The 25,783-nt window shown below is 43.6% G+C and carries 24 protein-coding genes; 8 read left to right on the forward strand and 16 right to left on the reverse strand.

Annotation, left to right across the window (positions count from 1 at the left end):
- From UQ64_RS17525 to ilvB, 5 genes are all read right to left on the reverse strand, one after another.
- A partial coding sequence (locus tag UQ64_RS17525) for a collagen binding domain-containing protein (protein WP_209445827.1) occupies positions 1–3,077 on the reverse strand: 3,077 nt, incomplete at its 3' end.
- Positions 3,078–3,399: 322 nt separating this feature from the next.
- Positions 3,400–4,941 (reverse strand): 2-isopropylmalate synthase, encoded by a 1,542-nt coding sequence (locus UQ64_RS17530; RefSeq protein ID WP_060624830.1) that lies wholly within the window; start codon positions 4,939–4,941, stop codon positions 3,400–3,402.
- A 102-nt stretch (positions 4,942–5,043) separates the two neighbouring features.
- On the reverse strand, positions 5,044–6,036 hold the full coding sequence (gene ilvC, locus UQ64_RS17535; protein WP_036679485.1) for a ketol-acid reductoisomerase: 993 nt from the start codon (positions 6,034–6,036) through the stop codon (positions 5,044–5,046).
- 177 nt (positions 6,037–6,213) lie between these two features.
- Positions 6,214–6,702: an acetolactate synthase small subunit gene (ilvN, locus tag UQ64_RS17540; RefSeq protein WP_209445830.1), complete on the reverse strand. Its 489-nt coding sequence runs from the start codon at positions 6,700–6,702 to the stop codon at positions 6,214–6,216.
- A complete protein-coding gene (gene ilvB, locus UQ64_RS17545; protein WP_060624832.1) occupies positions 6,699–8,441 on the reverse strand; it encodes a biosynthetic-type acetolactate synthase large subunit in 1,743 nt (580 codons plus the stop codon). Before ilvB ends, ilvN begins: the two co-directional genes overlap by 4 nt.
- Positions 8,442–9,031: 590 nt before the next feature.
- Between ilvB and UQ64_RS17550 the strand changes: the two genes are divergently transcribed.
- Positions 9,032–9,478: a GNAT family N-acetyltransferase gene (locus UQ64_RS17550; protein ID WP_060624833.1), complete on the forward strand. Its 447-nt coding sequence runs from the start codon at positions 9,032–9,034 to the stop codon at positions 9,476–9,478.
- A 22-nt stretch (positions 9,479–9,500) separates the two neighbouring features.
- Here UQ64_RS17550 and UQ64_RS17555 read toward each other — a convergent pair whose 3' ends face one another.
- The 5 genes from UQ64_RS17555 to UQ64_RS17575 form a co-directional block, all read right to left on the reverse strand.
- A complete protein-coding gene (locus UQ64_RS17555) occupies positions 9,501–9,842 on the reverse strand; it encodes a hypothetical protein (RefSeq protein WP_060624834.1) in 342 nt (113 codons plus the stop codon).
- 201 nt (positions 9,843–10,043) lie between these two features.
- The gene (locus UQ64_RS17560) at positions 10,044–11,000 is read right to left on the reverse strand and encodes an ABC transporter permease (protein WP_060624835.1); all 957 of its coding nucleotides are present in this window, start codon (positions 10,998–11,000) and stop codon (positions 10,044–10,046) included.
- Entirely contained in the window at positions 11,001–12,074 is a 1,074-nt protein-coding gene (locus tag UQ64_RS17565) for an ABC transporter permease (protein ID WP_060624836.1), read from the reverse strand. It lies immediately after the preceding gene.
- Positions 12,067–13,605, reverse strand: a complete 1,539-nt coding sequence (locus UQ64_RS17570; protein ID WP_060624837.1) for an ABC transporter ATP-binding protein — start codon at positions 13,603–13,605, stop codon at positions 12,067–12,069. Before UQ64_RS17570 ends, UQ64_RS17565 begins: the two co-directional genes overlap by 8 nt.
- A 180-nt stretch (positions 13,606–13,785) precedes the next feature.
- A complete protein-coding gene (locus UQ64_RS17575; RefSeq protein ID WP_060624838.1) occupies positions 13,786–14,841 on the reverse strand; it encodes a BMP family lipoprotein in 1,056 nt (351 codons plus the stop codon).
- A 307-nt stretch (positions 14,842–15,148) separates the two neighbouring features.
- On the opposite strand from UQ64_RS17575, the gene UQ64_RS17580 reads away from it, so the two are divergent.
- Complete coding sequence (locus UQ64_RS17580) at positions 15,149–15,691, forward strand: acyl-CoA thioesterase (RefSeq protein ID WP_042185711.1); 543 nt, start codon at positions 15,149–15,151, stop codon at positions 15,689–15,691.
- A gap of 140 nt (positions 15,692–15,831) precedes the next feature.
- On the opposite strand, the gene rplT is transcribed toward UQ64_RS17580, so the two are convergent.
- From rplT to UQ64_RS17600, 4 genes are all read right to left on the reverse strand, one after another.
- Positions 15,832–16,191, reverse strand: a complete 360-nt coding sequence (gene rplT, locus UQ64_RS17585; protein WP_042125073.1) for a 50S ribosomal protein L20 — start codon at positions 16,189–16,191, stop codon at positions 15,832–15,834.
- 31 nt (positions 16,192–16,222) lie between these two features.
- Positions 16,223–16,423, reverse strand: a complete 201-nt coding sequence (rpmI, locus tag UQ64_RS17590) for a 50S ribosomal protein L35 (protein ID WP_036679507.1) — start codon at positions 16,421–16,423, stop codon at positions 16,223–16,225.
- 60 nt (positions 16,424–16,483) lie between these two features.
- Complete coding sequence (gene infC, locus UQ64_RS17595; protein ID WP_042125071.1) at positions 16,484–16,981, reverse strand: translation initiation factor IF-3; 498 nt, start codon at positions 16,979–16,981, stop codon at positions 16,484–16,486.
- 279 nt (positions 16,982–17,260) lie between these two features.
- On the reverse strand, positions 17,261–18,499 hold the full coding sequence (locus UQ64_RS17600; RefSeq protein WP_042185708.1) for a glycosyltransferase family 2 protein: 1,239 nt from the start codon (positions 18,497–18,499) through the stop codon (positions 17,261–17,263).
- Between the two features lie 402 nt (positions 18,500–18,901).
- Between UQ64_RS17600 and UQ64_RS17605 the strand changes: the two genes are divergently transcribed.
- Together UQ64_RS17605 and UQ64_RS17610 are read left to right on the forward strand one after the other, a co-directional pair.
- Positions 18,902–19,429: a phosphatase PAP2 family protein gene (locus tag UQ64_RS17605; RefSeq protein WP_060624839.1), complete on the forward strand. Its 528-nt coding sequence runs from the start codon at positions 18,902–18,904 to the stop codon at positions 19,427–19,429.
- 49 nt (positions 19,430–19,478) lie between these two features.
- A complete protein-coding gene (locus tag UQ64_RS17610) occupies positions 19,479–20,594 on the forward strand; it encodes an MGDG synthase family glycosyltransferase (RefSeq protein ID WP_082651183.1) in 1,116 nt (371 codons plus the stop codon).
- 86 nt (positions 20,595–20,680) lie between these two features.
- On the opposite strand, the gene trmB is transcribed toward UQ64_RS17610, so the two are convergent.
- Complete coding sequence (gene trmB, locus UQ64_RS17615; RefSeq protein WP_060624841.1) at positions 20,681–21,397, reverse strand: tRNA (guanosine(46)-N7)-methyltransferase TrmB; 717 nt, start codon at positions 21,395–21,397, stop codon at positions 20,681–20,683.
- A gap of 195 nt (positions 21,398–21,592) precedes the next feature.
- Positions 21,593–21,775, reverse strand: coding sequence for a hypothetical protein (locus tag UQ64_RS17620; RefSeq protein ID WP_060624842.1), 183 nt, complete (start codon positions 21,773–21,775; stop codon positions 21,593–21,595).
- Between the two features lie 326 nt (positions 21,776–22,101).
- Here UQ64_RS17620 and mnmL point away from each other — a divergent pair, with 326 nt between their 5' ends.
- From mnmL to UQ64_RS17640, 4 genes are read left to right on the forward strand one after another with little or no spacing between them, the layout of a single operon-like run.
- Complete coding sequence (gene mnmL / locus UQ64_RS17625; protein ID WP_156417595.1) at positions 22,102–23,058, forward strand: tRNA modification radical SAM protein MnmL/YtqA; 957 nt, start codon at positions 22,102–22,104, stop codon at positions 23,056–23,058.
- A complete protein-coding gene (gene mnmM / locus UQ64_RS17630) occupies positions 23,058–23,660 on the forward strand; it encodes a tRNA 5-(aminomethyl)-2-thiouridylate-methyltransferase MnmM (RefSeq protein WP_060624844.1) in 603 nt (200 codons plus the stop codon). The genes mnmL and mnmM overlap by 1 nt, the downstream gene beginning before the upstream one ends.
- Positions 23,661–23,706: 46 nt before the next feature.
- Positions 23,707–24,675, forward strand: coding sequence for a type I phosphomannose isomerase catalytic subunit (locus tag UQ64_RS17635; RefSeq protein WP_060624845.1), 969 nt, complete (start codon positions 23,707–23,709; stop codon positions 24,673–24,675).
- Between the two features lie 27 nt (positions 24,676–24,702).
- The gene (locus tag UQ64_RS17640) at positions 24,703–25,653 is read left to right on the forward strand and encodes an alpha/beta fold hydrolase (RefSeq protein ID WP_060624846.1); all 951 of its coding nucleotides are present in this window, start codon (positions 24,703–24,705) and stop codon (positions 25,651–25,653) included.
- Positions 25,654–25,783 lie beyond the last annotated feature (130 nt).

Below are 25,783 nucleotides of genomic sequence, written 5' to 3' on the forward strand. Positions count from 1 at the left end.
GTTGCTGTCGGCGTCGGCGTTGCTGTCGGCGTCGGCGTTGCTGTCGGCGTCGGCGTTGCTGTCGGCGTCGGCGTTGCTGTCGGCGTTGGGAGTTTATTGGTTATCGTTATTTTAAAACCTGCCGTTGTAGCAATATCCACTTCATGTGGTGTTGGATTAAGGACATAACCAACTGGTGCTGTTTTTTCAATCAATACATATTTACCGCCTGGCAGCTTGGTAAATTCAAGTACCCCATCTGCCCCCGTAGTCCCTTCCTTAATCCAGACCTTGTCCTTATCAACGACACGATAGAGATCAAAGACTGCTCCACTTAGCAGCTTTTTATGATCAGCATCATCTACCTTCGTGATCGCTAATGGACCTCTTACACCACTCCCTGTGCCGGAACCACTAGAGAGCTTAACTGTAATATCCTCGCTTGATTCATGTGGAATAACCTTGATATTTTTACCGTCAAATTTAACCTTGTTAGTAACTTTATCATTGTGATTTGCTGTGATCAGAGAGTCATATTTAAGAATATACGCCTCTGAGATATCTTTGAGGAAACTAAGCTTAAAGCTTTCCTTTCCATCGATATCCGTAGTAATCTCCAGCTTATAATCCGTATTTCTAATCAACTCTTGAGAAGTTTCTTTTACAGTTCCATCACTTAAAACTGTCGTTTTAAAGACATGGAATGTATCAGACAAGAGAATTTGATTGTCACTCGGAACATCCGTAATTACAGCCTCTGTTACAAAAGATTGGTTACGGTTGATATTAATTGTCCAATTAATCTTATTACCATTCTGGGAACCCGTTTTATTAACGTATTCCCCGCCCTGAGGGACATTAACAGAAGCTTTCAGCTCTGCGGACTCTTTTGTATTATCGTCATATAGAATAGCTGTATTGGTAATTTTGTTCGAATCAATCGCTTGATCAGCAAACGTAGTCTTGAAAGTGACATAGAACGCGTAATTAATAGCTTTGCTAAATGTTACCTTAAGTTCAGTAGCAGTAAGCGTCACTTCATAGTCTTTGGGATCCACATCAGCTCCTGGAGATGGATTTCCGTTTGCACCATACTCCCATTTGTAAACTTTTACAGAAGCCTTATTGACAACTTGACCAGCCGGAATGCTATCAATCAATTCAGCTTTATTTAACGTTTTCTGATTATAATTGGCGCCAACGTTCCAGGTAATTTCCTTCGTTACAGCATTGTAAGAACCACTCTTTTTACCATTGTTCTTCACTTCAGCTCTTGGATCGAAGGATTCGGTAACTTCTTTGCTCTTCGGCTTACCATTCTCTTTCCATGTGAGTGCAGCTGTATTAGAGAATTTATCTTTCTTAGGAGCCAACCAATCATAATTAAAGCTGGTTGTATAAGTAATTGTGTATGGTTCAGATATCGGAGCTTTAAAAGTTATTACAAAACCATCAGTTATAGCAACTGGATCACTCTCATTGTAAACAACGCTATGAACGGCCGCAGTTCCTCCTTTTGTCGGCTTAACCTTTAATGTGTTTGGAACAAGTTTCAGTCCAGCATTGCCGAAAGTATCCTTTACCACTAGATCATCCATAGTTACACTATCGTCGTTAATTTGGATGGTCCAATCAACTGTTTTATTGGCATAATTAATATTGCTATAGTTTTTATGAAGAATATGCTGCTTGATATCACTTGTAGCAGATTCAGTCTTTCCGTTATAAGTCACTTTGTTCGTAATCGTAGTATCATCATGAACTCTGTTATTTGCCTTTGTTTGGTATTCAATTCGGTAAGCCGAATGAATGTCATTGTTAAACTTCAGGTCAAAACCGTTCGAATCCTTTGCGGTCGTTGGGGTTATCGTATATTCGCTAGGTGCAAGTGCTACTGCCCCCTTAACTCCATTTCCATTACCGTCGATAGTAACAGGATAGACCTTAACAGAACTAAGGATTAAATCTTGTGTATCGTTGAATAAATCACTCAATACAGCATTTGCAGCTAAAATTGTTTTTTCATTGTAATTGAAATTAACAGCCCAGGAAATCGTCTGAGTCGCTTCATCGTATTTTATTTTTTCTTTTGACAACGGCTTTCCGCGCCCTACCGTAACTGTAGTACTAGCTTTTTTAGAAATTCCGTCATCACCAGTTAAGACAGCTTCATTATAGAATGTTGTCGCATCTACACCAGTACCAGTAATATCCGTAGAAAATTCAATCCGGTAAGCCTTAGTAATCGGCTTATCATTAAATTTCAGATTAAGCTCTCCAGTAGATGAGGCTGTCACATCATACTTACTGCTATTCACCAAACTACCAGGACTTGCAGTCCCATCGACATTTACATTCAGCTCATAAACAGCAATGGATACCGAGTTTAGTGATAATCCCGTAGGAAGCTTGTCCGTAACCATCGCATTGTTAATACTGTCTAGTGATTTGTTCACATCAACAGTCCAAGCGATACTAGATGGATTATAATACTGCGGCTTAGGCACCCCATTTTTTTCTATCGAAGAACTAGCTTTGGGCTTGAGATTAAGTTCAATCGTCTGGGTACCACTTTGTATTGGAAACGTCACCGTCTGATTCGTGGAGCCTGTAATTTTTTTAGAGCTCAAAAGCGATCTTACTGAAAATGTCCCCCCCACTTGAAAGTGGGATTCAATATAATTATTAAATGTAAATACAACTTTGTTGGTATTTTTGTCGACTGTATAAGTTCCAATTACCTCATCGTCAAACATTAGATTATCATTCAGATCATTATAAAGTTCAAACTGTGTAGGAAGATCAAACGTAAAGGTTGAGCCATCCTTATAACCATGCCCATCGGGAAGTTCCCATGTATAGTTCAATTCCGTATTGGAATCAAGCTCATATACACTTCCAGTCACCGTACTGGTATATTTGTCATCGGTGTAAACAGCCAGCGTTACATTAGTAATGAGATTTTCACTAATCACAGTACCAGTGCCATTTCCACTTGCATATGCTGGCGTATTAAACCCGAAGCCAAAGCTATAAGCCCATTGCGTCACAAGTAATAATACTATGAGCCATGCGCTTATTTTCTTTTTTAATAACATTTGTTAAATTCCTCCCTTTTAAGCATTTATTATGTCTTTCCTAAACTCTATACTTTGGATCCAGCACTCTATCCTCTGCAATGACCTCCTTGATCTTTTCTCCTTCTACTAATCGCCATGCTTACATCTATTGTAAATAATGCATCTATACATAATCTGAACAGAGTCCAGTAGAAGCCTTTTCCATACTTTTTCTTCCAAATAAAAAAACAGGGATATGCGATGTAAACTCGCATATCCCTGTCGTATCTAATGTATTCTCATCTAGATCTTAATAGTAAGAGTAATACTACTTAAAAAAACCAAAAGTACATTGTACATTTTATAGACTAGCGTGATCACGTTTGGTGTAAGTTTTACGCTTCTCCAGAAGCTTGTTAAGTGCATCGATATAAGCGCGGGCACTCGCTTCTAGAATATCGGTGCTAAGTCCACGGCCCTGTGCAGCAACTTCGCCTTGCGACAGTACTACATGAACTTCGCCCTGTGCATCTTTACCACGGGAGACGGATTTAATCGAATAATCTCCAAGGGTAACTTCCTCACCCGTAGCTTTATCGATAGCATTGTAGATGGCATCTACTGAACCATTGCCTTCTGCCTCTGCGACAATAGCCTCCGCTTCCGGACCATCGATAATCACCTTAGCAGTTGGAACAGCTTTATTACCGTAAGTAACGTAAATCGTCTGAAGTCTGAATACTTCTGGCGTATCAATTAGTTTCTCTTCAATCAATGCCAAAATATCTCCATCAGACACTTCTTTTTTCTTATCAGCCAAGTCCTTAAACCTTGAAAAAGCTGTATTAAGCTCTTCTTCAGATAAATCGTACCCTAGATCACTTAACTTATCGCGGAAAGCATGGCGTCCAGAGTGCTTACCAAGTACCAGTTTGCTCTCTTTAAGTCCAATGGTCTCCGGTGTCATGATCTCATAGGTGGTTTTCTCTTTCAGCATTCCATCCTGGTGAATACCCGATTCATGAGCAAATGCATTAGCTCCTACAATCGCTTTATTCCCTGGGACAACCATACCTGTCAGTTTGCTGACTAGACGGCTTGTGCGAGAAATCTCGGACAACGTTAAAGAAGTTTTTGCACCAAAAAATTCAGCTCGTGTCTCAAGCGCTAATGCCACTTCTTCAATCGCTGTGTTCCCGGCGCGTTCACCAATACCATTGATCGTTCCTTCGATCTGATCTGCACCATTTTGAATCGCAGCCAGCGTATTTGCTGTAGCCATGCCAAGATCGTTATGACAATGGGCACTAAGCTGTACGCGTTCAATATCAGGCACATTCTCTTTTAGATATTTAAAGATAGCTCCGTACTCAGAAGGATTCAAATAACCTACAGTATCCGGGATATTAACAACATTAGCGCCTTCCCGGATAGCCATGCCGACCATTTCAGCCATGAAATCATACTCCGTACGGCCCGCGTCTTCTAATGAAAACTCGAGCTTAGGGAAATATTTCTTAGCGTATCGGATAGCAGACTGTGCAGTTTCCAACACCTGAGCCTTATCCATCCGCAGCTTATGCTGGCGGTGAATAGGAGATGTAGCTAGAAAAATATGAATACAAGGGTCCTGCGCTCCCTGTAGTGCTTCTTTTACAGCATCAATATCTGTCTCTCTAGAACGTGAAAGGCCGATTACCGTGACGTTCTTCACAGCTCTTGCCACCGCATTAACAGAAGCTAGATCACCTGGAGAAGCTGCAGGAAAACCCGCTTCCATGCGATCAATTCCCAGCTTCTCTAACTGGTAAGCGATCTCCACTTTCTCACGCGTGTTGAGGTTCACACCTGGTGACTGCTCTCCATCTCGCAGTGTCGTATCGAACACATAAATTTTCCGCATGCTAAGCACCTCCCAAAGATTGTGCTGAAACTCTCAAATGCGGCTCGCAAAGTCACGGCCGCATTTGAAGGTAACACTATTTAATCATAAGTATGAATATGATTATTTCTTAATCCAGTGCATCATTTCACGCAATTGGCTACCTACAACTTCTACTGGGTGAGCAGCTTCGTTGCGGCGAGTAGCGGTAAGGAAAGCACGTCCGGATTGGTTCTCAAGGATAAAGTCGCGAGCGAATTTACCTTCTTGAATATCTGTCAGAACAGCTTTCATTGCTTTTTTAGTATCTTCAGTTACAATGCGTGGTCCAGTTACATAGTCACCGTATTCCGCAGTGTTACTGATGGAATCACGCATGCTGGACAATCCGCCTTCGTATACCATGTCAACGATCAGTTTCAATTCGTGCAGACATTCGAAGTAAGCCATTTCAGGAGCATATCCTGCTTCTGTCAAAGTTTCGAATCCAGCTTTGATCAGTGCGGAAACACCACCACAAAGTACTGCTTGTTCGCCGAACAAGTCGGTTTCGGTTTCTTCACGGAAAGAAGTTTCGATAACTCCTGCACGTGTACAACCGATACCTTTTGCATAAGCAAGACCGATTTCTTTTGCTTTACCTGTTGCATCTTGCTCAATGGCAATCAAGCCAGGAACGCCAAAGCCTTCAACATAAGTACGACGAACCATGTGACCTGGAGATTTTGGTGCTACAAGCAGCACGTCCGCATCTTTAGGAGCAACGATTTGTCCAAAGTGTACGTTAAAGCCGTGGGAGAACATCAAAGCTGCACCTTTTTTGAGGTTTGGTTCCACTTCATTTTTATATACGGAAGCCTGTGTTTCATCTGGCATTAGGATTTGAACAACATCTGCACGGGATACTGCTTCAGCTACTGGCAATACTTCAAAACCGTCATTTTTCGCAGTTTCAAAAGATTTACCTTCACGAAGACCGATGACAACTTGAAGACCACTGTCACGCAGGTTTTGTGCTTGGGCATGTCCTTGGCTACCGTACCCGATTACCGCAATTGTCTTTCCTTTTAATACACTAAGTTCTGCATCCTGTTCATAGTACGTTGTAACTGCCATTGTCAATATCCTCCTTTAATTTGAGACCCATCATAAAGAGCGGGTGCTTCAAGAGAACTGGATTCTTTGAAGATCTAGTTGCTCCTCAAGCTCCCGCTCTTTAGCGGGAAGTTCATTCATATCATATCAGATTAATGCAATCAAGCAGTAATCCGTTAAAGTCGCAAAATAAAATATTTATGAGTTACCGCGTACCATAGCCGTAACACCTGTGCGAGACAGCTCTCTGATCCCATAAGGCTTCAAAAGCTCGATCATCGCATCAATCTTCTGTGTATCTCCAACTACCTGCACCAACAATGTTGTGCTGCCAATATCTACAACCGAGGCCCGGAAGGTTTCTACAACACCCATGATCTCCGGACGCTCACTTGGATCAGCATTCACTTTAATCAGGGCCAGCTCACGTGCAACCATTGGCTTAGCTCCAAGATCAACGACTTTGATAACATCAATTAGCTTATAGAGCTGCTTCTCGATTTGTTCAAGGGTATGCTGGTCGCCAAGAGTTACGATAACCATCCGGGATAATCCAACCTCTTCGGACTGGCCAACCGTTATACTCTCAATATTAAATCCGCGGCGACCGAACAAACCTGACACCCGCTGAAGCACACCCGGCTGGTCATTTACAAGTACAGAAATCGTATGTCTTGTCACTGTTATTCATCCCCCATCAGCATATGATCGATGGTCGAACCTTGAGTTACCATCGGGTAGACATTCTCGTCTTTTGGAACAACGAATTCTACCAATACTGGACCCGGTGTTTCCAGTGCTTTCTGCCATGCATCACGTGCTTCTTCCTTATTCGTTGCCCGTAGACCTTTTACACCATAGGCCTCAGCCAGCTTAACGAAGTCCGGACTGCCTGCGAGATCTGTAAAGCTGTAACGTTTATCATAGATAAGATTCTGCCATTGGCGAACCATTCCAAGCACCTGATTGTTAATAACTACAATTTTGACTGGTATATTATTAATCGCACAAATCGCTAGCTCTTGCGAACACATTTGCATGCCGCCATCACCATTAATCGATACTACCAACCGTTCAGGATGTGCCATCTGTGCACCGATAGCGGACGGGAATCCGAAGCCCATCGTTCCAAGACCGCCTGAAGTAATCCATGAACGCGGATGATTGAACTTATAGTATTGTGCAGCCCACATTTGATGCTGACCAACATCCGTAGTGACAATCGCTTCACCTTTAGTGGTGTCATTAATCATTTCAATAACCCATTGTGGTTTAAGCTCTGTCTCTGAATCCTTATACCGAAGCGGCTGATCTAGCTTCCACTGAGCAATCTGTGTTCTCCAAGCATCGGCATTAGATGCACGGCCAACCTCAGGATTCAGCATTTCCAATACAGTTTTCACATCGCCTACAATCGGAATATCAGGGGATACATTTTTCCCGATTTCTGCAGGGTCTATATCGATATGCACGATCTTGGCTTTTGGCGCGAAGCCGTCCAGCCTGCCAGTAACACGGTCATCAAAACGGGCGCCGATATTAATGAGCAAATCGCATTGTTGAATTGCATTATTCGCGGTATATGTCCCATGCATACCCGGCATCCCCATCCACAGTTCTTCAGCACTAGGGAAAGCTCCAAGTCCTAGCAAGGTTGTAGTGATTGGAATCTCTGTCCGTTTCACGAATTCGAACATCGCTTCATGTGCTCCGGAGTAGATAACTCCACCACCCGCAATGATAATTGGACGTTCAGCAACCGCAATCGCACGAACCAATTTATCAAGCTGCAGTTTGTTAGGAACTGTACAAGGATTGTAACCACGAAGATTTACGGTCTTGACTGGTGTGAACAACGTCTTTGCTGCCGACACATCTTTCGGAATATCGATCAACACAGGACCTTTACGACCAGTATTCGCCACATGAAAAGCTTCATGAATTACGCGTGGGAGATCCTCAACATCTCTTACAAAGTAGCTGTGCTTAGTGATTGGCATCGTGATTCCGGTAATGTCTGCTTCCTGGAAAGCATCTGTACCGATTAGGCTGGAGAATACATTACCTGTGATTACAACCAATGGAGTGGAGTCCATATATGCTGTAGCAATACCTGTCACAAGATTTGTTGCTCCAGGACCGGAGGTTGCAATACATACCCCTGGTTTGCCACTTGCTCTAGCATAACCGTCAGCTGCATGAATCGCGCCTTGCTCATGACGTGTTAACACGTGATTGAAATCCGTAAAACCGTACAATGCATCATAAATGTACAATACTGCCCCACCTGGATATCCGAATACTGTGTCTACACCCTCCAATACAAGGCTGCGGAGTAGTATTTCCGAACCAGTAATGACTTCCGGCTCCATCCATTTTTCTTTTAGCTGCTCTGTAGACCGTAATTCCGGTATTTGCGCGCTCATCAGTATTCCTCCTCCGATATTTAACATTCATTATGCAAATGACGGACCGTCCTCTATACATCAGCAAATAGTTATTTATAAAACAAAAAAACCTTTCGCCTCCCACGCACAGTATTAGCGCGTGAGGGACGAAAGGTTGATCTTCCGTGGTACCACCCATGTTTGCATTACATCTCGCGATGCAACGCCTTATCAGGTATACAAAAATCCATCGATGTAGGCAAGGGCCCTAATCTCTGTAACCTGAAGTCCGTAACGCGGACTAAACGATTCCCCCTAATAATTCCACCACTCTAGCCAGTGGACCTTTCAGGGAAACAGCTCCGAGGTGAGCTCGTATATAAGGGATTCCGGTGGAGGTTGCAGCAAATCCTCACACTCTCTGAGCAAAAGAGCCCTTAAAACTTCGTCCTCATCATTGCCGATACATGTATGTTCGTTAAAATGTTTAGACACATTATATGATTCCTAACACGGATAGTCAATACCCATATTTTTAAAATCGTCACAACTCCTGCTTCTACCCTCTCGGAACGCCTGCCCCTCTCCCAACATATGATGTACGACAATGCGTGGAAAGGGGACGCTCTATGATTCGTTATCGTCGGCCGAAGCAGGATGACGTTGTTATTTTTGATTTAATCGAGCGACAGCTCGTACCATTATCTCATCTGCCGCAAACTGAAATCACTAAAATCAAAAAGGATTTACCCCGTCGTCTGGGACACGGAATTACCCTTGTCACCTGTCCTGACTATGAAAGCGATCCAAACGGGTTTGTCCATTTCTTGCTGCATGGTGATTTACTCTACATCGATATGTTAGCCATTGCACCAGAGGCTAGACGAAAACAATTGGGGAATATGCTCATGGATCGAGCAGAAAGATTTGCACTATCTCGCGGATGTCATCGTTCTAAGGTTTCCGTCGATTTAGGGAATACAGCAGCGCTAGCCTTTTATCAAAAATTGGGCTACAGCGTAGCCCGTTATCAATCCCTAAGTTTTTGTTACGAGCTTGAGAAACGATTCTCCTAGCCAAAACAGCACATATCAAGACTTAAAAGAATCCAAAAGGTGGATATGGTGTGCCTCCGTACCCATAACCTCCATAAGGAGTTCCATATCCGTAACCCCCACCATAAGGTGTAGCTCCGCCATAGCCGCCGCCATAACCACCACCATAAGTATAAGGGGCAGTACCAATGGCAAGCAAATCAAACAACACTAATGGAATGATTGCTTTCGTTTGTACTTTTTTACCACTTACACGTTGCAATATAAGACGATTTCCGGATACACGAAGCAGCTTTCCTGTAACCTGTGTGCCATCCTTTTTCACAGCGATGATCTGCTTACCTACGAGCCTCATAACCTGCTTTTTCGTAACTGGCTTAGTCATAATATCCCCTCCAAAAAGTTCTGCAAGCTTCTGATTCCCGTCATCTTCAAAACAGTTTATTCGCACAAAGGAACCTTCGCCTGTACACTTGCCCTTACCTCTCAATGTTTATCCATATCGATCCTAACAAAAAAAGCCGAATTTCCGGAAAAGGTCCGGAAATTCGGCTTGATAATGATATAAGCAAAAAATCGAAAAGATCTAGCGTTTACCAGGATCGTAAGGCTGACCTAATGCCTTAGGAGCAGCGGAACGACCTACAGCACCCACCAATACAATGATCGTTAATACGTAAGGAATCATGAAGATAAACTCTTGCGGAATCCCTTTAGACCACTCGAACAATTGAACATAGTTACGGATCGCTTGGGAGAATCCGAAGAATACTGCAGCACCAAAGGCACCGAGCGGATTCCATTTACCAAAGATCATCGCAGCGATCGCGATAAAACCTTGACCAGAAACCGTATTATGTCCAAAGGTTCCGGTTGTAGTTAGAGTGATTGTAGCACCACCGATACCAGCCAGCAATCCACTCAACATCACGCCGATATATCTCATCCGCTTCACCTTGACCCCTAAGGTGTCTGCAGCACTAGGATGTTCACCTACTGCGCGTAAACGCAGTCCAAATGGCGTCTTAAACAAAACGAAATAAATAACAATAACCAGCACGATGGCCAGATAAGTGGTCGGATAGGAATTAAATATCCCTTCACCGATCACTGGGATTTTGGAGAGTCCAGGAATTGCAACCTTGTTAAATCCATCGATTAGCGGAGTTTCAGCAGATCCATCAAACAGCAGCTTTACCATGTAGAGCGTACTACCTGCGGCTAAAAAGTTAATAACCGTACCACTGATCGTCTGATCCGATTTAAAGGTAATAGCTGCAACTGCATGAATTAGTGAACCAAGTACCCCGACGGCCATAGCACATAGTACGCCAATCCAAGGAGCCCATTCACCCATCCCAGCATCTTGAGCATAATAACCGCCTACTGCTGCGGCAAAAGCACCAAACATCATCAAACCTTCAAGTCCAATATTTACGACACCGGAGCGTTCAGAGAAGATGCCGCCAAGTGAGGCAAAAATGAGCGCTGTGGAAAAAACAAGCGTTGTATTAAGCAGTTGACCTAACGTCTGCAGATCCATCTATAACACCTTCTCTTTCTTGCGTTTGAAGTAAAAGGGCTTAAGCACCCAGCGCACAATTCCTTGTGCCGCAATAAAGAATATGATTGAACCTATAACGATACGAATAAGCTCCGGAGGAACATCTGCAGCAAAACTCATCCCCGCAGAACCATAGGTCAACGTACCATAGAGAATCGCAGCTAGAACCACACCAAGTGGATGTGTTAAACCAAGTAGAGCTACTGCGATACCATCAAATCCATATCCTGGCGATGCCGCGAACACAGATTGATAATGGAATACACCCAGTACCTCTCCTGCTCCGGCCAACCCTGCAAATACTCCACTTATGAACATTGCTTTTACAACGTTACGACCAACATTCATCCCTGCGTACTCGGCAGCATGAGGATTGTAACCAACAGCACGCATTTCATATCCTTGCTTAGTCTTCCATAAGTAGACATAGAAGAATACTGCTGCGGCAAAGGCAATAGCTGTTCCCCAGTGCAGACGCGCATTGTCAAATAACGAATTCAAGAACGTCATGGAAAGAGAAGCTGGAATATCCTCGGAACGATTCTGCCCCGGAAGTAACAGAAATGCTCTTACAATATAATTCGACAAGTACAGAGCAACCCAGTTTAACATGATCGTGGTAATAACTTCATTAATTCCACGTTTGGCCTTCAAGTAGCCGGCGATACCAGCCCACAGACCTCCGCATAAGCCCGCTATAATAACAGCAAGCGGAACTAATATGAATCCTGGCAAGGCTGCAAATTTAATGCCCACCACGGTCGCAGCTGTCATACCAATCATTACTTGTCCATCTGCCCCGATATTAAACATCCCTGAACGGAATGCAAAGGCTACGGCTAGACCAGTGAGCATTAATGGTGTCATTTCGCGCACGGCTTCACCAAAGTTATACAAGTTACCAAATACACGTGTGAACAGTGCGGAGTAAGCAGTTATCGGATCATAACCACCCATAAGCATAACTATTGCTCCCACAAGAAAACCAAGCACGATGGCGACAAGAGGAACGATATAGCTGTCAGTTGTGAAGATTTTTTTGAACTTATTCAACTGCCTTACCTCCCCGCTTCAAGCTGCCTGCCATCATAAGACCCAGTTCCTGATCATTAGTATCCTGCGGGAACACTTCACCGACAATTTTGCCTTCATAGATAACAGCAATTCTGTCGGATACATTCATAATCTCGTCCAATTCGAACGAAATGAGCAATACTGCTTTTCCTTGATCACGCTGAGCAATAAGCTGCTTTTGAACAAACTCAATAGCACCAACATCTAGGCCGCGTGTTGGTTGTGCTGCAATAAGTAGTGTCGGATCTTTATCTATTTCCCGAGCAATAATCGCTTTCTGTTGATTTCCGCCGGATAGGGAACGTGCTTTTGTCTGAATTGAAGGTGTACGAACATCAAATTGCTGTACAAGACCCTCTGCATACTTATCAATTACATCATTTTGCATAAAGCCGTTTTTGTTATATGGACTCTTATAGTAAGTTTCCAGAACCATATTTTCACTCACGGAGAAATCAAGCACCAACCCGTGCTTGTGACGGTCCTCAGGGATATGAGACACATTCATCTCCGTAATCTTACGAGGGGATAAATTAGCTATCTCGTTGCCCGACACCTTAATAGAACCAGAATCGATTTTGCGCAGACCTGTAATGGCCTGAATCAGTTCACTTTGTCCATTGCCATCTACTCCAGCTATTCCGAGAATTTCCCCGGCTTTCACATCAAAGCTAAGGCCGTCCAGCACCGAGACACCATCTTTACTCTTGCTGTTCACATCCTTCAGCTCGAGCACAGTTTCGCCAACCTCAGGAGCTTTTTTATCTACCTTGAAGGTTACGCCGCGTCCAACCATTTTCTCAGCTAGTTCATTCGGATTAGTCTCTGCGGTGTTTACGGTATCGATTACTTTTCCGCGTCTGATAATGGTGACCCGATCAGATATTTGCATAATTTCTTTAAGCTTATGCGTAATCAGAATAATAGATTTTCCCTCTGCAACAAGCCGCTTCATAATCGCCATCAATTCAGTAATTTCTTGAGGCGTAAGTACTGCAGTCGGCTCATCAAATATGAGAATATCCGCTCCGCGGTACAGGGTCTTCATAATTTCTACCCTTTGCTGCATACCTACAGAAATGTCATGAATAACGGCATTTGGATTCACTTGCAGGCCATATTGCTCCGATAGCTTCCGAACCTGTTCCGCAGCGGATTTATAGTCAATTTTAAGACCTTTCTTCGGCTCCATCCCAAGAACAATATTCTCGGTAACCGTAAAAGGTTCCACGAGTTTGAAATGCTGATGTACCATACCAATACCAAGCTCAATCGCTTTATTGGGATTATCAATTATAACCGGTTTCCCGTCGATTTCAATACTACCTTCGTCCGGTTGATACAATCCAAACACGATATTCATTAAGGTTGATTTACCCGCACCATTCTCACCGAGTAATGCAAGAATCTCACCCTTTTTTAAGGTCAAGCTAATGGAATCGTTAGCAACAATACCAGGAAATCGTTTTGTGATTTGCTTCAACTCTACGACAGGAGCCGCAGCACTCATGGAATCACCCTCATCACAGAATATATAACTACCATGCAAACACGGTTGTACCGCCCTTTTCAAGACGGTATAACTGTGTCCAACTTATCATAACCAGTGCTTTAACAAAGAATAAGGCCAGCGCATAACCGGCCTTATTTCTTTGTTGCTTATTGTAATCCGATAAATAAAAGGGAGATCTTACTCAGTAGGAACTTTAATTGTTCCATCAATGATTTGTTTTTTGTAATCTTCAACTTTAGCCAAGATCTCTTCAGAAACGTTAACTTTAGATGTATCAGAGATACCTACACCATTGTCTTTCAAACCAAGAACAGTTGTAGTACCACCTTTGAAAGTACCATCGATTACTTCTTTGGAAACCTTCTTAACAGCTTCGTCAACACGTTTGATCATGGAAGTCAAAGTTACGTCCGTACCAAACTCAATGGATTGGTCTTTGTCTACACCGATAACCCATACTTTGGCACCGCCAGCTTTGTTACGGGATTTAGCTTCGTTAAATACGCCATTTCCTGTTGCACCAGCTGCAGGGAAGATGATGTCATTACCATCGTTATACAATGTAGCTGCAAGAGATTTACCAGTATCTGGTTTGTCATATGCGCCTGCATAAGTAATTGTAACTTTAGCGTCAGGGTTAACTGCTGTTACACCAGCTTTGAAACCAACTTCAAAACGTTTGATTACTGGGCTTTCCATACCGCCAATAAAAGCTACTTTGTTAGTTTTTGTAGTCAAACCAGCAACCACACCAACCAAGAAGGAACCTTCGTTCTCAGAGAAAGTAACGGATGCTACGTTAGGAGCATCTACAACGCTATCGATAATTGCCAAGTTAGCATTTGCGTTCTCACCAGCAACCTTTTTAATTGCGTCGCCAAGATCAAAACCAATACCCCAAGTCAAGTTGTAGCCATCTTTAACGAATTGGTTAAGGTTTGGCTCATAGTCAGCGTTGGATTTACTTTGCAAATATTTAACGGAAGAACCTGTTTCTTTTTCAAGAGCTTGTAGTGCTTCCCATGCGGATTGGTTAAACGATTTATCGTTTACGCCACCGATGTCAGTAACCATACCAAATTTGAAATCAGATTTTGCGGCATTTGTTCCGCCATTTGTTCCTGCATTAGTCTCGCCATTTGCAGCATTCTTAGCGTTGTTGTTTCCGCAACCGGCCAATACTACTGTGAACGCCAGCAACATTACAAGAGATAGCTTGAAAACTTTTTTCATTGAATGTGATCCCCCTTAAAATATTGGATGTCATCTGTGTTCTACTTGGACATTCCATAGATCAAATTATAACTGCAATAAAATCTAAAATCCAGTCCATAAATGACCTCAGGTCAATAATTATTTGTACTTTTTCGTAAGTAACCGCTTTCCATGACATGACATGTTATAATCATGTTTGGATGATGTTAGAAAACCTTTAACTCCTCTGTATAGTATTCCAACATACTACAAATATTATTGCACACTTATGTGTTTTCTATTATTATAATTGCTTAGTATTTGCACTGAAAGGAAGTTATCAGATATGACCGATGAAAAAAATCCACAAACGATGCCGGCTTTTAAATATTGCCGTGAATCCCGTGTCTTCAAAACCGGACGCGTTTTCCCTAATGATGTTAATAATCACAAAACTTTGTTTGGCGGAAAGCTTATGAGCGGCATTGATGAAGTAGCCTCCATCTCAGCTATGCGTCATTGCCGTGCTAATGTCGTTACAGCCTCTACAGACTCTGTTGACTTCTTGAGGCCCATCCGACCTACAGACTCCGTATGCTTCGAATCCTTCGTTTCTTGGACCGGACGCACAAGCATAGAGGTATTCGTAAAGATCATTTCAGAAAACCTATATACGGGTGAGCGCGCTGTCGCTGCCACTTCATTCCTTACCTTTGTTGCAGTCGGAGAAGATGGTACTCCCACTCCGGTTCCTGCCATAATCCCAGAGACCGATGAGGAGAAACTGATCAGTGAATCGGCTAATGAACGTTCTGAACTACGCAAAGTAAGAAGAACCATCAGTAAAAAGCTCGCTGCCGAGCTCAATACTGTGAAGTACTGGGAATAACTCTGCATCAAGCGGAGTTATTCCCTCATTTTTTTAACAGCTGAGGAATATCCTCCCCATTTTATATACTTCATACCACACAAAAAAGCACCGCTGCATGGGCAACCCGCAGGCGGTGCTTTTCGATTATATTACAACACTTACGCGTTGATTTTTTCTTTGGCAATACCAGCCAAGGAGTTGAATGCATTAAGATCATTTACAGCCAGATCAGCCAGCATCTTACGGTTAACTTCTACACCAGCCAATTTCAGGCCGTATACAAGCTTGCTGTAAGAAAGACCGTTCAAACGAGCTGCTGCATTAATACGAACGATCCACAGTCTGCGGAAGTTACGTTTAGTTTGACGACGGTCGCGGTAAGCGTAAACCATCGATTTCATTACTTGTTCTTTAGCTGTTTTAAAAATGCGGTGTTTTGAACCAAAATAACCTTTTGCCAATTTCAACACTTTTTTATGTCTACGACGAACTACAAATCCGCCCTTAACTCTTGCCATATTAATAAACCTCCCAAAAATGTGTGATAAACTATTTCAAGTTAGCCAATCCTTGTTTCAAACGTCTTACATCCCCAGGGGCCATTACTGGATTACCGTTCAGAACGCGCTTAGCGCGTTTAGATTTGTGGGACAGCAAGTGGTTTTTGTGAGCTTTGTAACGTGTTACTTTACCAGTTCCGGTAATTTTGAAGCGACCTTTCAGGCTGCTATGTGTTTTCATCTTAGGCATGGTGTTTCCTCCTTGAATATTATGCGGCGCCAAATTGCAGGTAAGCAAGTGACTCCAGTTTTATTGGGCTTTAGGAGCCAAAATCATAATCATGCTGCGGCCTTCCAGCTTAGGCTGGCGCTCAACAACAGATATATCAGCCACTTCGTTCTTAACACGCTCGAGGATTTTCTGGCCGATATTCGCATGTGTAATCTCACGTCCGCGGAAACGTACGGAGCACTTTACTTTATCGCCTTCACCCAAGAACTTGATCACATTGCGGAACTTGGTTTGATAATCATGTTCCTCAATGTTAGCACGGAACCAGACTTCCTTGATATCAACGATCTTCTGGTTCTTACGGGCTTCCTTCTCTTTCTTCTGCGTTTCATAACGGAACTTGCCGTAATCCATGATGCGGCATACCGGCGGCTTAGCCTGGGGTGCTACATTGACTAAATCTAGATTAAGATCGATCGCCATTTGCAACGCTTCGCGGATCGGTTTAATTCCGATTTGTTCACCTTCCGCACCAACCAACCGTACCTCTTTGGCCCGAATTTCATCATTGATCATATGTTCCTTACTGATAACTCTCCACCTCCGGATCTTTTTAACAAATATACTGCCTTACTCCATAAAAAAGGGGTGCCGGTAACACCCGACACCCCGTGTTTGATCAACGTTCATGAACATTAACATTCATAAAGCATTGAGATCAAAACCAGCTGGCGAATATGCCAGTCAGGTGAGAAGCAGGTGCTTCTTCTTGCAATCCCTATGATTTGCGTACTTGAATACTATACACCACTCCAAACGGAGTGTCAATTCTTTTATTCAATATTCTTAGATGTCTTACACCTGCTTGCTTTGCACTTCTTCAAGTCTTACGACACGCGTATGCTTGGTATGGCTCCATTGCTTGTTGTTCTGCGTGAAGAACGCATAGAACGTAATAGGATACCAAGAGATCAGGTAAATCGGGAAGAACACCAGATAAGCGTACACCTTCTTAAATTTAACCTTCTCCAAAGCCATCGCAATCCCAAAGGTCACCAGATTCAAACCGATCGCAAGGAAACCAAGCCAGACTGGCAAGCTACCGTAAATATTAGCAATATTCGGTCCGTTAAAAAGGGCCATATCCACCCACATTACCGCCGTCATTAAAAAGGTGAGCAACACAATATATACATTTGCTCCGTAAAGCGCGAGGTCAAACTTCGTTAAGCTACGTTCTTTAATACTTTGCCAAAGTAATGGAAAAAAATAACGACGAGCTACAGTAAAGTGTCCCTGCATCCAGCGCAGACGCTGTCTTGAAGAGGCCTTGAAAGTTAGTGGCTTCTCGTCAAAAACCTTTGCATCATAATTGAACTTAGGATATACACCATGAGATGCACTGCGCATCGTAAACTCCAGATCCTCAACCAAGCTTGTAGCTCCCCAGCCCATCTCTTTAAGGAGATTAGTCTCGAAACACATTCCTGTTCCGCCAAGGAAGTTCGCCATATTCAAATTATGGCGTGAAAGTTGCCACAAACGGTTAATATACCAATACGACACACCATACGCAGCAGTAATCCAGGAATCCTCTGGATTCTTGGTATCAATATAACCTTGAATAACACGTGCTCCTGAACAAAGATCATTATTCATCTCCATTAGGAACTCAGTATGTGCCAGATTATCGGCATCAAACATTACGACTGCGTCATATTGACGCTGCATGCCCCAAAGCTCCTTGAGCATCCATTCAATTGCATAACCTTTACCACGCAGATTCGGGTTAGTGCGGACACAAGCGTTCATTCCGTGCTCTCTAACGATGCGTGCTGTACCATCTGTACAATTGTCACAAATTACAAATACGTCAAACAGTTCTGAAGGATAGTTAAGCTGCTTCAGGTTCTCCATTAACGCGCCGACGACTTCTTCCTCGTTATGTGCAGCAACAAGTACTGCAAATGTTTTTTCTGGCTTATACTTTGTCTTTGTCTTTTTCTTGTGCAGACCAAATAACGAAAAGGTAAACTGATATACTGCGATTGCTGCCAAAATCACTTGGAGCGTAACAAACAGTGCGTCTGTCATGACCTTTTGATGCCCCCTTTTTTCACTCTCGGTGTTCTTTTTTTCTCTCTAGCTTGCTTGACGTTCCTTCTGACCCTTTTGTTGCATCCCTTAACAATAGACCAAGAGTATTCTTATTCTAGGCAGACTTCACAATTTTTATATGTGTTGTTTAAAAGAATTGTATGGATTCCATTATTTCGGAAACTTATTTATCTCTTACCCTTTTAAACATGTTTAGTCCGCTTGAATCATTGTACGGCGTTAGAGGCTCTAAGTCAAAACTAGCAAATTTCTAGCAAAACTGAGCTTTTCCTTGAAATGGACTACCTTTAAAAAGTATGATTAAGACAGATCTAATGCTAAAGAACGGACTGCTCATAAGCACCTGTTATCGGTAGCCGACTGGCGGAGGGACAAGATATGAGACATTTATTCATGAAGTTACATCTCTGGGAGCGGCACCTTTTTAAGTGGATCAACGGACGAATGCATAATCGCTTTCTGAACTTTTGGCTCTTCTATCTCACTCATTTGGGTGGAGCTACAAGCACAATTGTTATCAACATACTGATATGGGCATTTGCTCCTCAACCATGGAGAACTGCTAGCCTGCAAACAATGACGGCTCTGGCGGTTAGCCACTTGCCCGTTGCTATCGCCAAAAAACTGTATCCACGTATGCGGCCTTATCTGGCCCTACCGGATACGAACACATTTCGCAATCCATTGAAGGATCATTCTTTTCCTTCTGGTCATACTACAGCTATCTTTGCTTCAACAGTCCCATATATGGTAGCATTTCCTGCCTTGACCGTTATTCTGCTGCCGCTGGCCTGTATTGTCGGGTTTTCACGCATTTATCTGGGATTACATTATCCATCTGATGTCTTTGCAGGCTTAGTGATCGGAACCAGTGTTGCAGCGGGCACTATAGCCTTATGGATCTGAAGTATATATGGTTAAACCGGGAAAACCTTTGAGAATAGGTGAATCAAAATTGCAAAAAAAAAGAATTTTAATACTCTCAGAAGGCTTTGGCGCAGGACATACACAAGCAGCTTATGCGTTGTCGAGCAGTCTGCGCCAACTGTCACCTAATTTACAAACGAAGGTGCTAGAGCTTGGGAATTTCCTAAATCCCAAAATGGCACCCATTATTCTGTCCGCATACCGTAAGACGGTAACGACTCAGCCAAAACTGATGGGGTACGTCTACCGTCACCAGAAATCATTTAATCGTCTTACCACGCTTGCCCTGCATCGTATATTTTATACGCATACTAAAAATGTTGTTATGCAGTTGAAACCTGACGTTATTGTCTGCACACATTTCATTCCGGGTGCTGTAGTATCTCGTCTTAAGAGGGTGGATCCTACCCTAAAAGTCCCACTCGTAACTGTTATAACGGATTATGACGCGCATGCCAGCTGGATCAGTCCAGAGGTAGACCGTTATCTGGTATCAACACCAGAGGTTAAATCCAAATTGCGTATGCGAAACATTCCTGCTGCGAAAATCCAGGTAACAGGTATACCCGTACATCCTAACTTTTGGCAGCATCCTGGAAAGCAGGAGATTCGACAGCAATTCAATTTAAAGGATATCCCAACAGTACTCGTCATGGGCGGCGGCTGGGGGATCATGAACGATCAGGTTGTAAATGCCTGTCTGGCAGACTGGCGAGACAAGATTCAGATTGTCTATTGTCTTGGAAATAACGATAAGCTGCTGCGTGAAATGAAGGAAGATCCACGTTATAATCATCCTAATATTTCCCTAATCGGTTTTACGCGTGAGATTGATAAACTTATGGAAGTATCCGATCTGCTCGTCACAAAGCCAGGTGGAATGACCTGCAGTGAAGGGCTCGCTAAAGGAATACCGATGCTTTTCTACAACCCTCTGCCTGGGCAGGAGGAGGAGAATTGCCGCTATTTTACCGCAGCAGGTTTCGGAGAGCCGATAGAATCTCTAGAAGTAGTCGTGATGTGGATGGAACGCCTCTTACACAATTACGAAGATGTGGAGAATAAGCGAAAACTTCATCTTGAGGAAATCGCCCGTTACCACCCATTGCAATGTGCTCAGAGCATTATCGAATTACTGGAATAGTTAATAAATAAATGCGGCAGCCTCCAAACCACTTGGAGGCTGCCGCTTTTTTATTGAAACACGTCTTTTGGAGCAGTCCTTTGTAACTACAACCGATATTTATCCAATCGGGTAGCTTGATACTGCTTGAGTGCTTCCGCACCTACAATTGCCTCGCAACGATGGATATTCACACCACGTCCGACAAATTTCGTCTCGTATTCCGTCATAATATGATCCTCATTTATGATGCCGTCCGCATGTAGGTCCAAAGAGATATTTTTCATCTGTAAACCAAAGTCCGCAAATGCATTTAATGAGAATTCAAATAGGCTTCGGGAATCTGTTTTTAGATGAATTTCACCTAAACCGCTTAACAGCCCGCGATATTTGTCAAGAAAACGCGGGTGTGTCAAACGACGCCGTGCATGCTTACTCTTTGGCCACGGATCACTGAAGTTAAGATAAATTCGTTCGAGCTCTCCTGGAGCAAATACTTCCTCTGCATAATCAATATTGGCGAGTGCCAATTTCAGATTAGGAGGCGTCTCATGACCTGCCGGCTCCCATACTGCTCTAGCCTTATCTCCAGCACGTCGGATCAGCTCATCATACATATCAACGCCGATAAAATTAATATCGGGATATTTGAAGCTCATTTGGCTGATAAACTGTCCCTTGCCCATTCCGAACTCCACATGGATCGGATGATCATTTCGGAACAGCTTGGACCACTCACCTTTATAACTCCGAGGGTCAAGAATGACTAGATCGGTCTGTTCTTCCAAACTTTCACGTATTCCTTTTCTTCCGCGTAAACGCATAGGTATTCCTCCGATTATCTCTTATACGATAACTGTCACTTGCAATATTGTGCCGAAATTGTCCCGAAAAGTAAAGGGATTGGGGTAAAAAAGAAAAAGGAATTCTCTGGTTCAGCTCTTAAATGAGCTATCCAGAGAAATTCCTTCGTTAGTATATTTAGAATTAAGACTCATTCTTGTCCGGTAGATTAGGATCTACTTTGTGTTTGAGCTGGCAAATGTCTTTTTTTCGAATGCACTACGAATTTTACGCTGTGCATCTGTCTTGATCTTAGGGTTGCCGTTAAATTCCACACCTGTTAGTGCAAGGGCTTCGTCTGGCGTTAAGTGGACTTCAATCGAATCTTTACCCTCAGCATATACCGTTTGAGAATTCATTGCTATCACCTCACGGTTATTATTATGGATCGGACAACACGAAATTATGAACTCCTGGCTGAATTTCTTTATGCCACAGCAGCTTTTCACACTCTGAATATAACATACTATGTAAGCATTTTCAAGTTGAAAGCGCCTTACTTGCGACCTATTTTTCATGCCAGTACCGGGAGTGAATGTTACGCCGAGCTCTGTTTTTTGATACAATGTATTGGGTTATAAAGAAACGGCTGTGTGTTCTCTTTTATAAGGATGCCATCCGTCTCAGAAAAATATAAGGATAAGGATACTTATCCATGAATTATATTTTCAGAAAGGAGCTCCTCGTGTCTAATCTTCAATACACAACTCCTCCGCGGCTTTGGGGAGATAAACGTTTTCATACCTGGAATTATGAAATGCGTGAACACATGAACACCAAGGTATTCAAAGTTATGCTTGATGCAGGCTTTACCTGTCCCAACCGTGACGGCTCCATCGCTAAAGGTGGTTGTACTTTTTGCAGTGCCAGAGGTTCTGGTGATTTTGCGGGAAGTCGCCGAGATGATCTAGTCACCCAATTTAATAATATCCGTGACAAGCAGCATCTAAAATGGCCAAACGCTAAATACATCGGATATTTTCAGGCCTATACCAATACGTACGCTCCGGTCGAAGAGCTCAGAGAATATTTCGAAGTGATTTTGCAGCAGCCAGGTGTCGTTGGACTATCTATTGCTACACGGCCTGACTGTTTGCCAGATGATGTTGTCGAATATTTAGCGGAGCTAAACGAACGCACTTATCTGTGGGTAGAGATGGGTCTTCAGACTATACACGACTCCACTTCTGAGCTAATTAATCGGGCACACGATAGCCAGTGTTATGTAGATGCTGTTGAGAAGCTAAGGCGTCACGGCATTCGTGTCTGCACCCATATCATTCACGGACTTCCACAGGAGACGCATGAAATGATGCTCGAAACGGTATCTGCTGTGGCTCGCATGGATGTGCAAGGAATTAAGATTCACCTTCTGCATCTCATGCGCAAAACACCAATGGTGAAGCAATACGAAGCTGGATTGCTACGATTTATGGAACAGGACGAGTATGTAAAGCTGATTGCCGATTCACTCGAAATTTTGCCCCCTGAAATGATTGTACATCGCTTGACTGGAGACGCCCCCCGGGATCTTTTAGTCGGACCGATGTGGAGTCTCAAGAAATGGGAAGTGCTAAATGCCATTGACGATGAGCTTGTTGCTCGTGATACTTGGCAGGGTAAGTATTGGAGGAAAAGCTAATGGGCTTTATGTCCGTTTTAAGCTTTGCTCATAAATTAATCTCTGAGCGGCTAACTTTAGGTGACCGTGCAATTGATGCCACTGTAGGTACTGGTGCTGATACGCTTTTTCTAGCCAAAACAACCGGAACTCGTGGAGAAGTCTATGGCTTCGACATCCAAGCTGCAGCACTGACGCTGGCTGAAGAGCGCCTGCGGCTTGCAATAGAGGAAGCTCCCTCGCTCGCTGCCGTTACCTTGCTGGAACGTAGTCACGCCGAAATGGCTGAAGCCGTTCCAGCAATCTGGCATGGCACGGTTGGAGCTGTAATGTTCAATCTGGGTTACTTGCCTTCAGGAGAGGCCGACAAGAACATCATCACCCAGACTGATAGCACCATTGCCGCCTTGGAGGCTTCACTCCAGTTACTCCGTCCAGGCGGAATCATTACAGCTGTACTATATCCAGGTCACGCAGGCGGAGATCTTGAAGCCGATGCTGTTGAATCTTGGGCAGCGGCTGTTTCCCAAAAGGTAGCGCAGAGCATTGTTTATCGCCAGCTGCAGCGCACGGATTCACCTTATATGATTGCGCTCGAGAAGAAAAAAGGAATCTCATCTTAGTCTGTAAACAATCAAACCATCTTATATTTGGAAGGAAGATGTACTAATGACTCAACCATATCCTTTGAAATTTCAACCGGAGTTTAAAGAACGTGTCTGGGGTGGCCGCGCGCTGGAGAAATTCGGCCTAGATCTGCCAGAGGGACATATTGGCGAAGGCTGGATGATCGCCGATCACGCGAATGGCACGTCTTCGGTGGTAAACGGAGAGTTAGCCGGTCAAGGCTTGGATCAAATTCGAGAGCAATTCGGGCATGAATGGTTCGGAAGCAAAGGAATATCAGAAGCAGGTGGAAGATTCCCTCTACTAATCAAATTGCTGGATTGCAACGACAATCTCTCCGTTCAAGTCCACCCTACAGATGATTATGAGGGATTGCCACAAGGTGAACTGGGAAAAACAGAGATGTGGTACGTATTAGATGCTAAGCCAGGTGCCAAGATCATCTATGGTCTTAAAGATGGCGTAGACCGTGAAACATTGCGAGAAGCACTGGAGAATGGCACTGTCATGGATAGTCTTCAAGAAGTATCTGTCTCCGCAGGAGACTCCTTCTATATCCCAGCCGGAACCGTTCATGCGCTATGCGCAGGTGTCGTTGTAGCAGAGATCCAGCAAAATTCCGACACTACATACCGCATTTATGACTATGACCGTCCAGGCCTGGACGGAAAGCCACGTGAGCTTCATATTGAAGATTCACTTAATGTTACAGCTTATGAAGGCGCCGGGGCTACTTCGATGAAGACAGATAACGCAGTCCCTGGAGAGTGGCTGCAACTTGCCGCTTCGCCATATTTTATTGTGGAAAAAGGAATTGTAAATGGTTCTTGGGGCCTCACCACTACAGAAGACAGCTTCACTATTCTAGTGATCTGTGAAGGCAGCGGACATCTTACTTGGGATGGCGGCTCTCAGCCTTATGCGGCAGGAGAGTGCTATCTGATTCCTTCCAGCCTCGGCCGTTATGCTATCGAAGGTCATTCTACTGTGCTTCGCTCTTATTTACCATAAATCGAGAACCTTTAGGAGGAATGGACCATGAAGGAAAACAGTTTTACCTTAACGGATCCCATAGGTGTAAATATCCATGTCTATGAATGGTTACCTGAATCCGATGTTCCAGTTAGGGGAGTCGTGCAAATTTCTCACGGAATGTGTGAAACGGCTGTCCGTTACGCTCGTTTTGCGGAAGCATTAACCGGAATAGGTTATGCAGTATATGTCAATGACCACCGGGGACATGGTAGAACCGCTGGTCAAGTCAATTTGCTCGGCGATGTTGGGGAAGACGGGTTTTATTGGATGCGGCGCAATCTGTTGCAGGTAGCTGCCAAAGCGCTCTCCAAACATGAAGGAAAGCCCATCTTTCTATTCGCTCATAGCATGGGTTCCTTTCTGGCCCAAAAGCTGATGTGTGAAGAAGGTAATGAAATCTATGCAGGGTTTATCCTAAGCGGTACAAATGGTCCTCGCGGTATGCTGCGCCTTGGAGAATCTCTGGCCAGTGCACAGCTTAAGCTTAAGGGTGAACATCACCGCAGTGTACTGCTGAACAGCTTAGTATTCGGCAGTTACAACCGTACCTTCTCTCCTGTAAGAACAGCATATGACTGGCTGAGCAGCGATACTGAGGAAGTAGATAAGTATATTTCTGATCCATTCTGCGGAGCCATTTGTACGACACGCTTTTTCCGTGGTTTCTTCCACCTACTAAGGGAGATTCATTCCGAGGAATCACTTAGAACATTATGTACAAGTAAGCCCATTTATATATTTGGCGGGGATAAGGACCCTGTCGGGATGAACGGTCAAGGCATTCCTCGTCTTGCAGAGCTGTACAAGAAACGAGGGATATCGGACGTAGAGTATAAGCTCTATCCAGGAGGCAGGCATGAAATGCTTAACGAGGTGAATCGGGATCAAGTTACAGCCAATGTGCTTAACTGGTTAGACCAGCATCTCCCTTCTGAGGTTACGACTACAGCTTAAGAGTACAAATAGGGGTGTCCAAAGAGCCGTGAAATGGCTAGTTGGGACACCCCTTATTTTTGATTAGGATAAACATTGGCACTTGGTGTGGGCACTTTGATTTATGAGCAGGTTCTCAAACGAAAGCAAT

This window comes from Paenibacillus etheri, assembly GCF_001012825.1.
GTDB lineage: Bacteria > Bacillota > Bacilli > Paenibacillales > Paenibacillaceae > Paenibacillus_AQ > Paenibacillus_AQ etheri.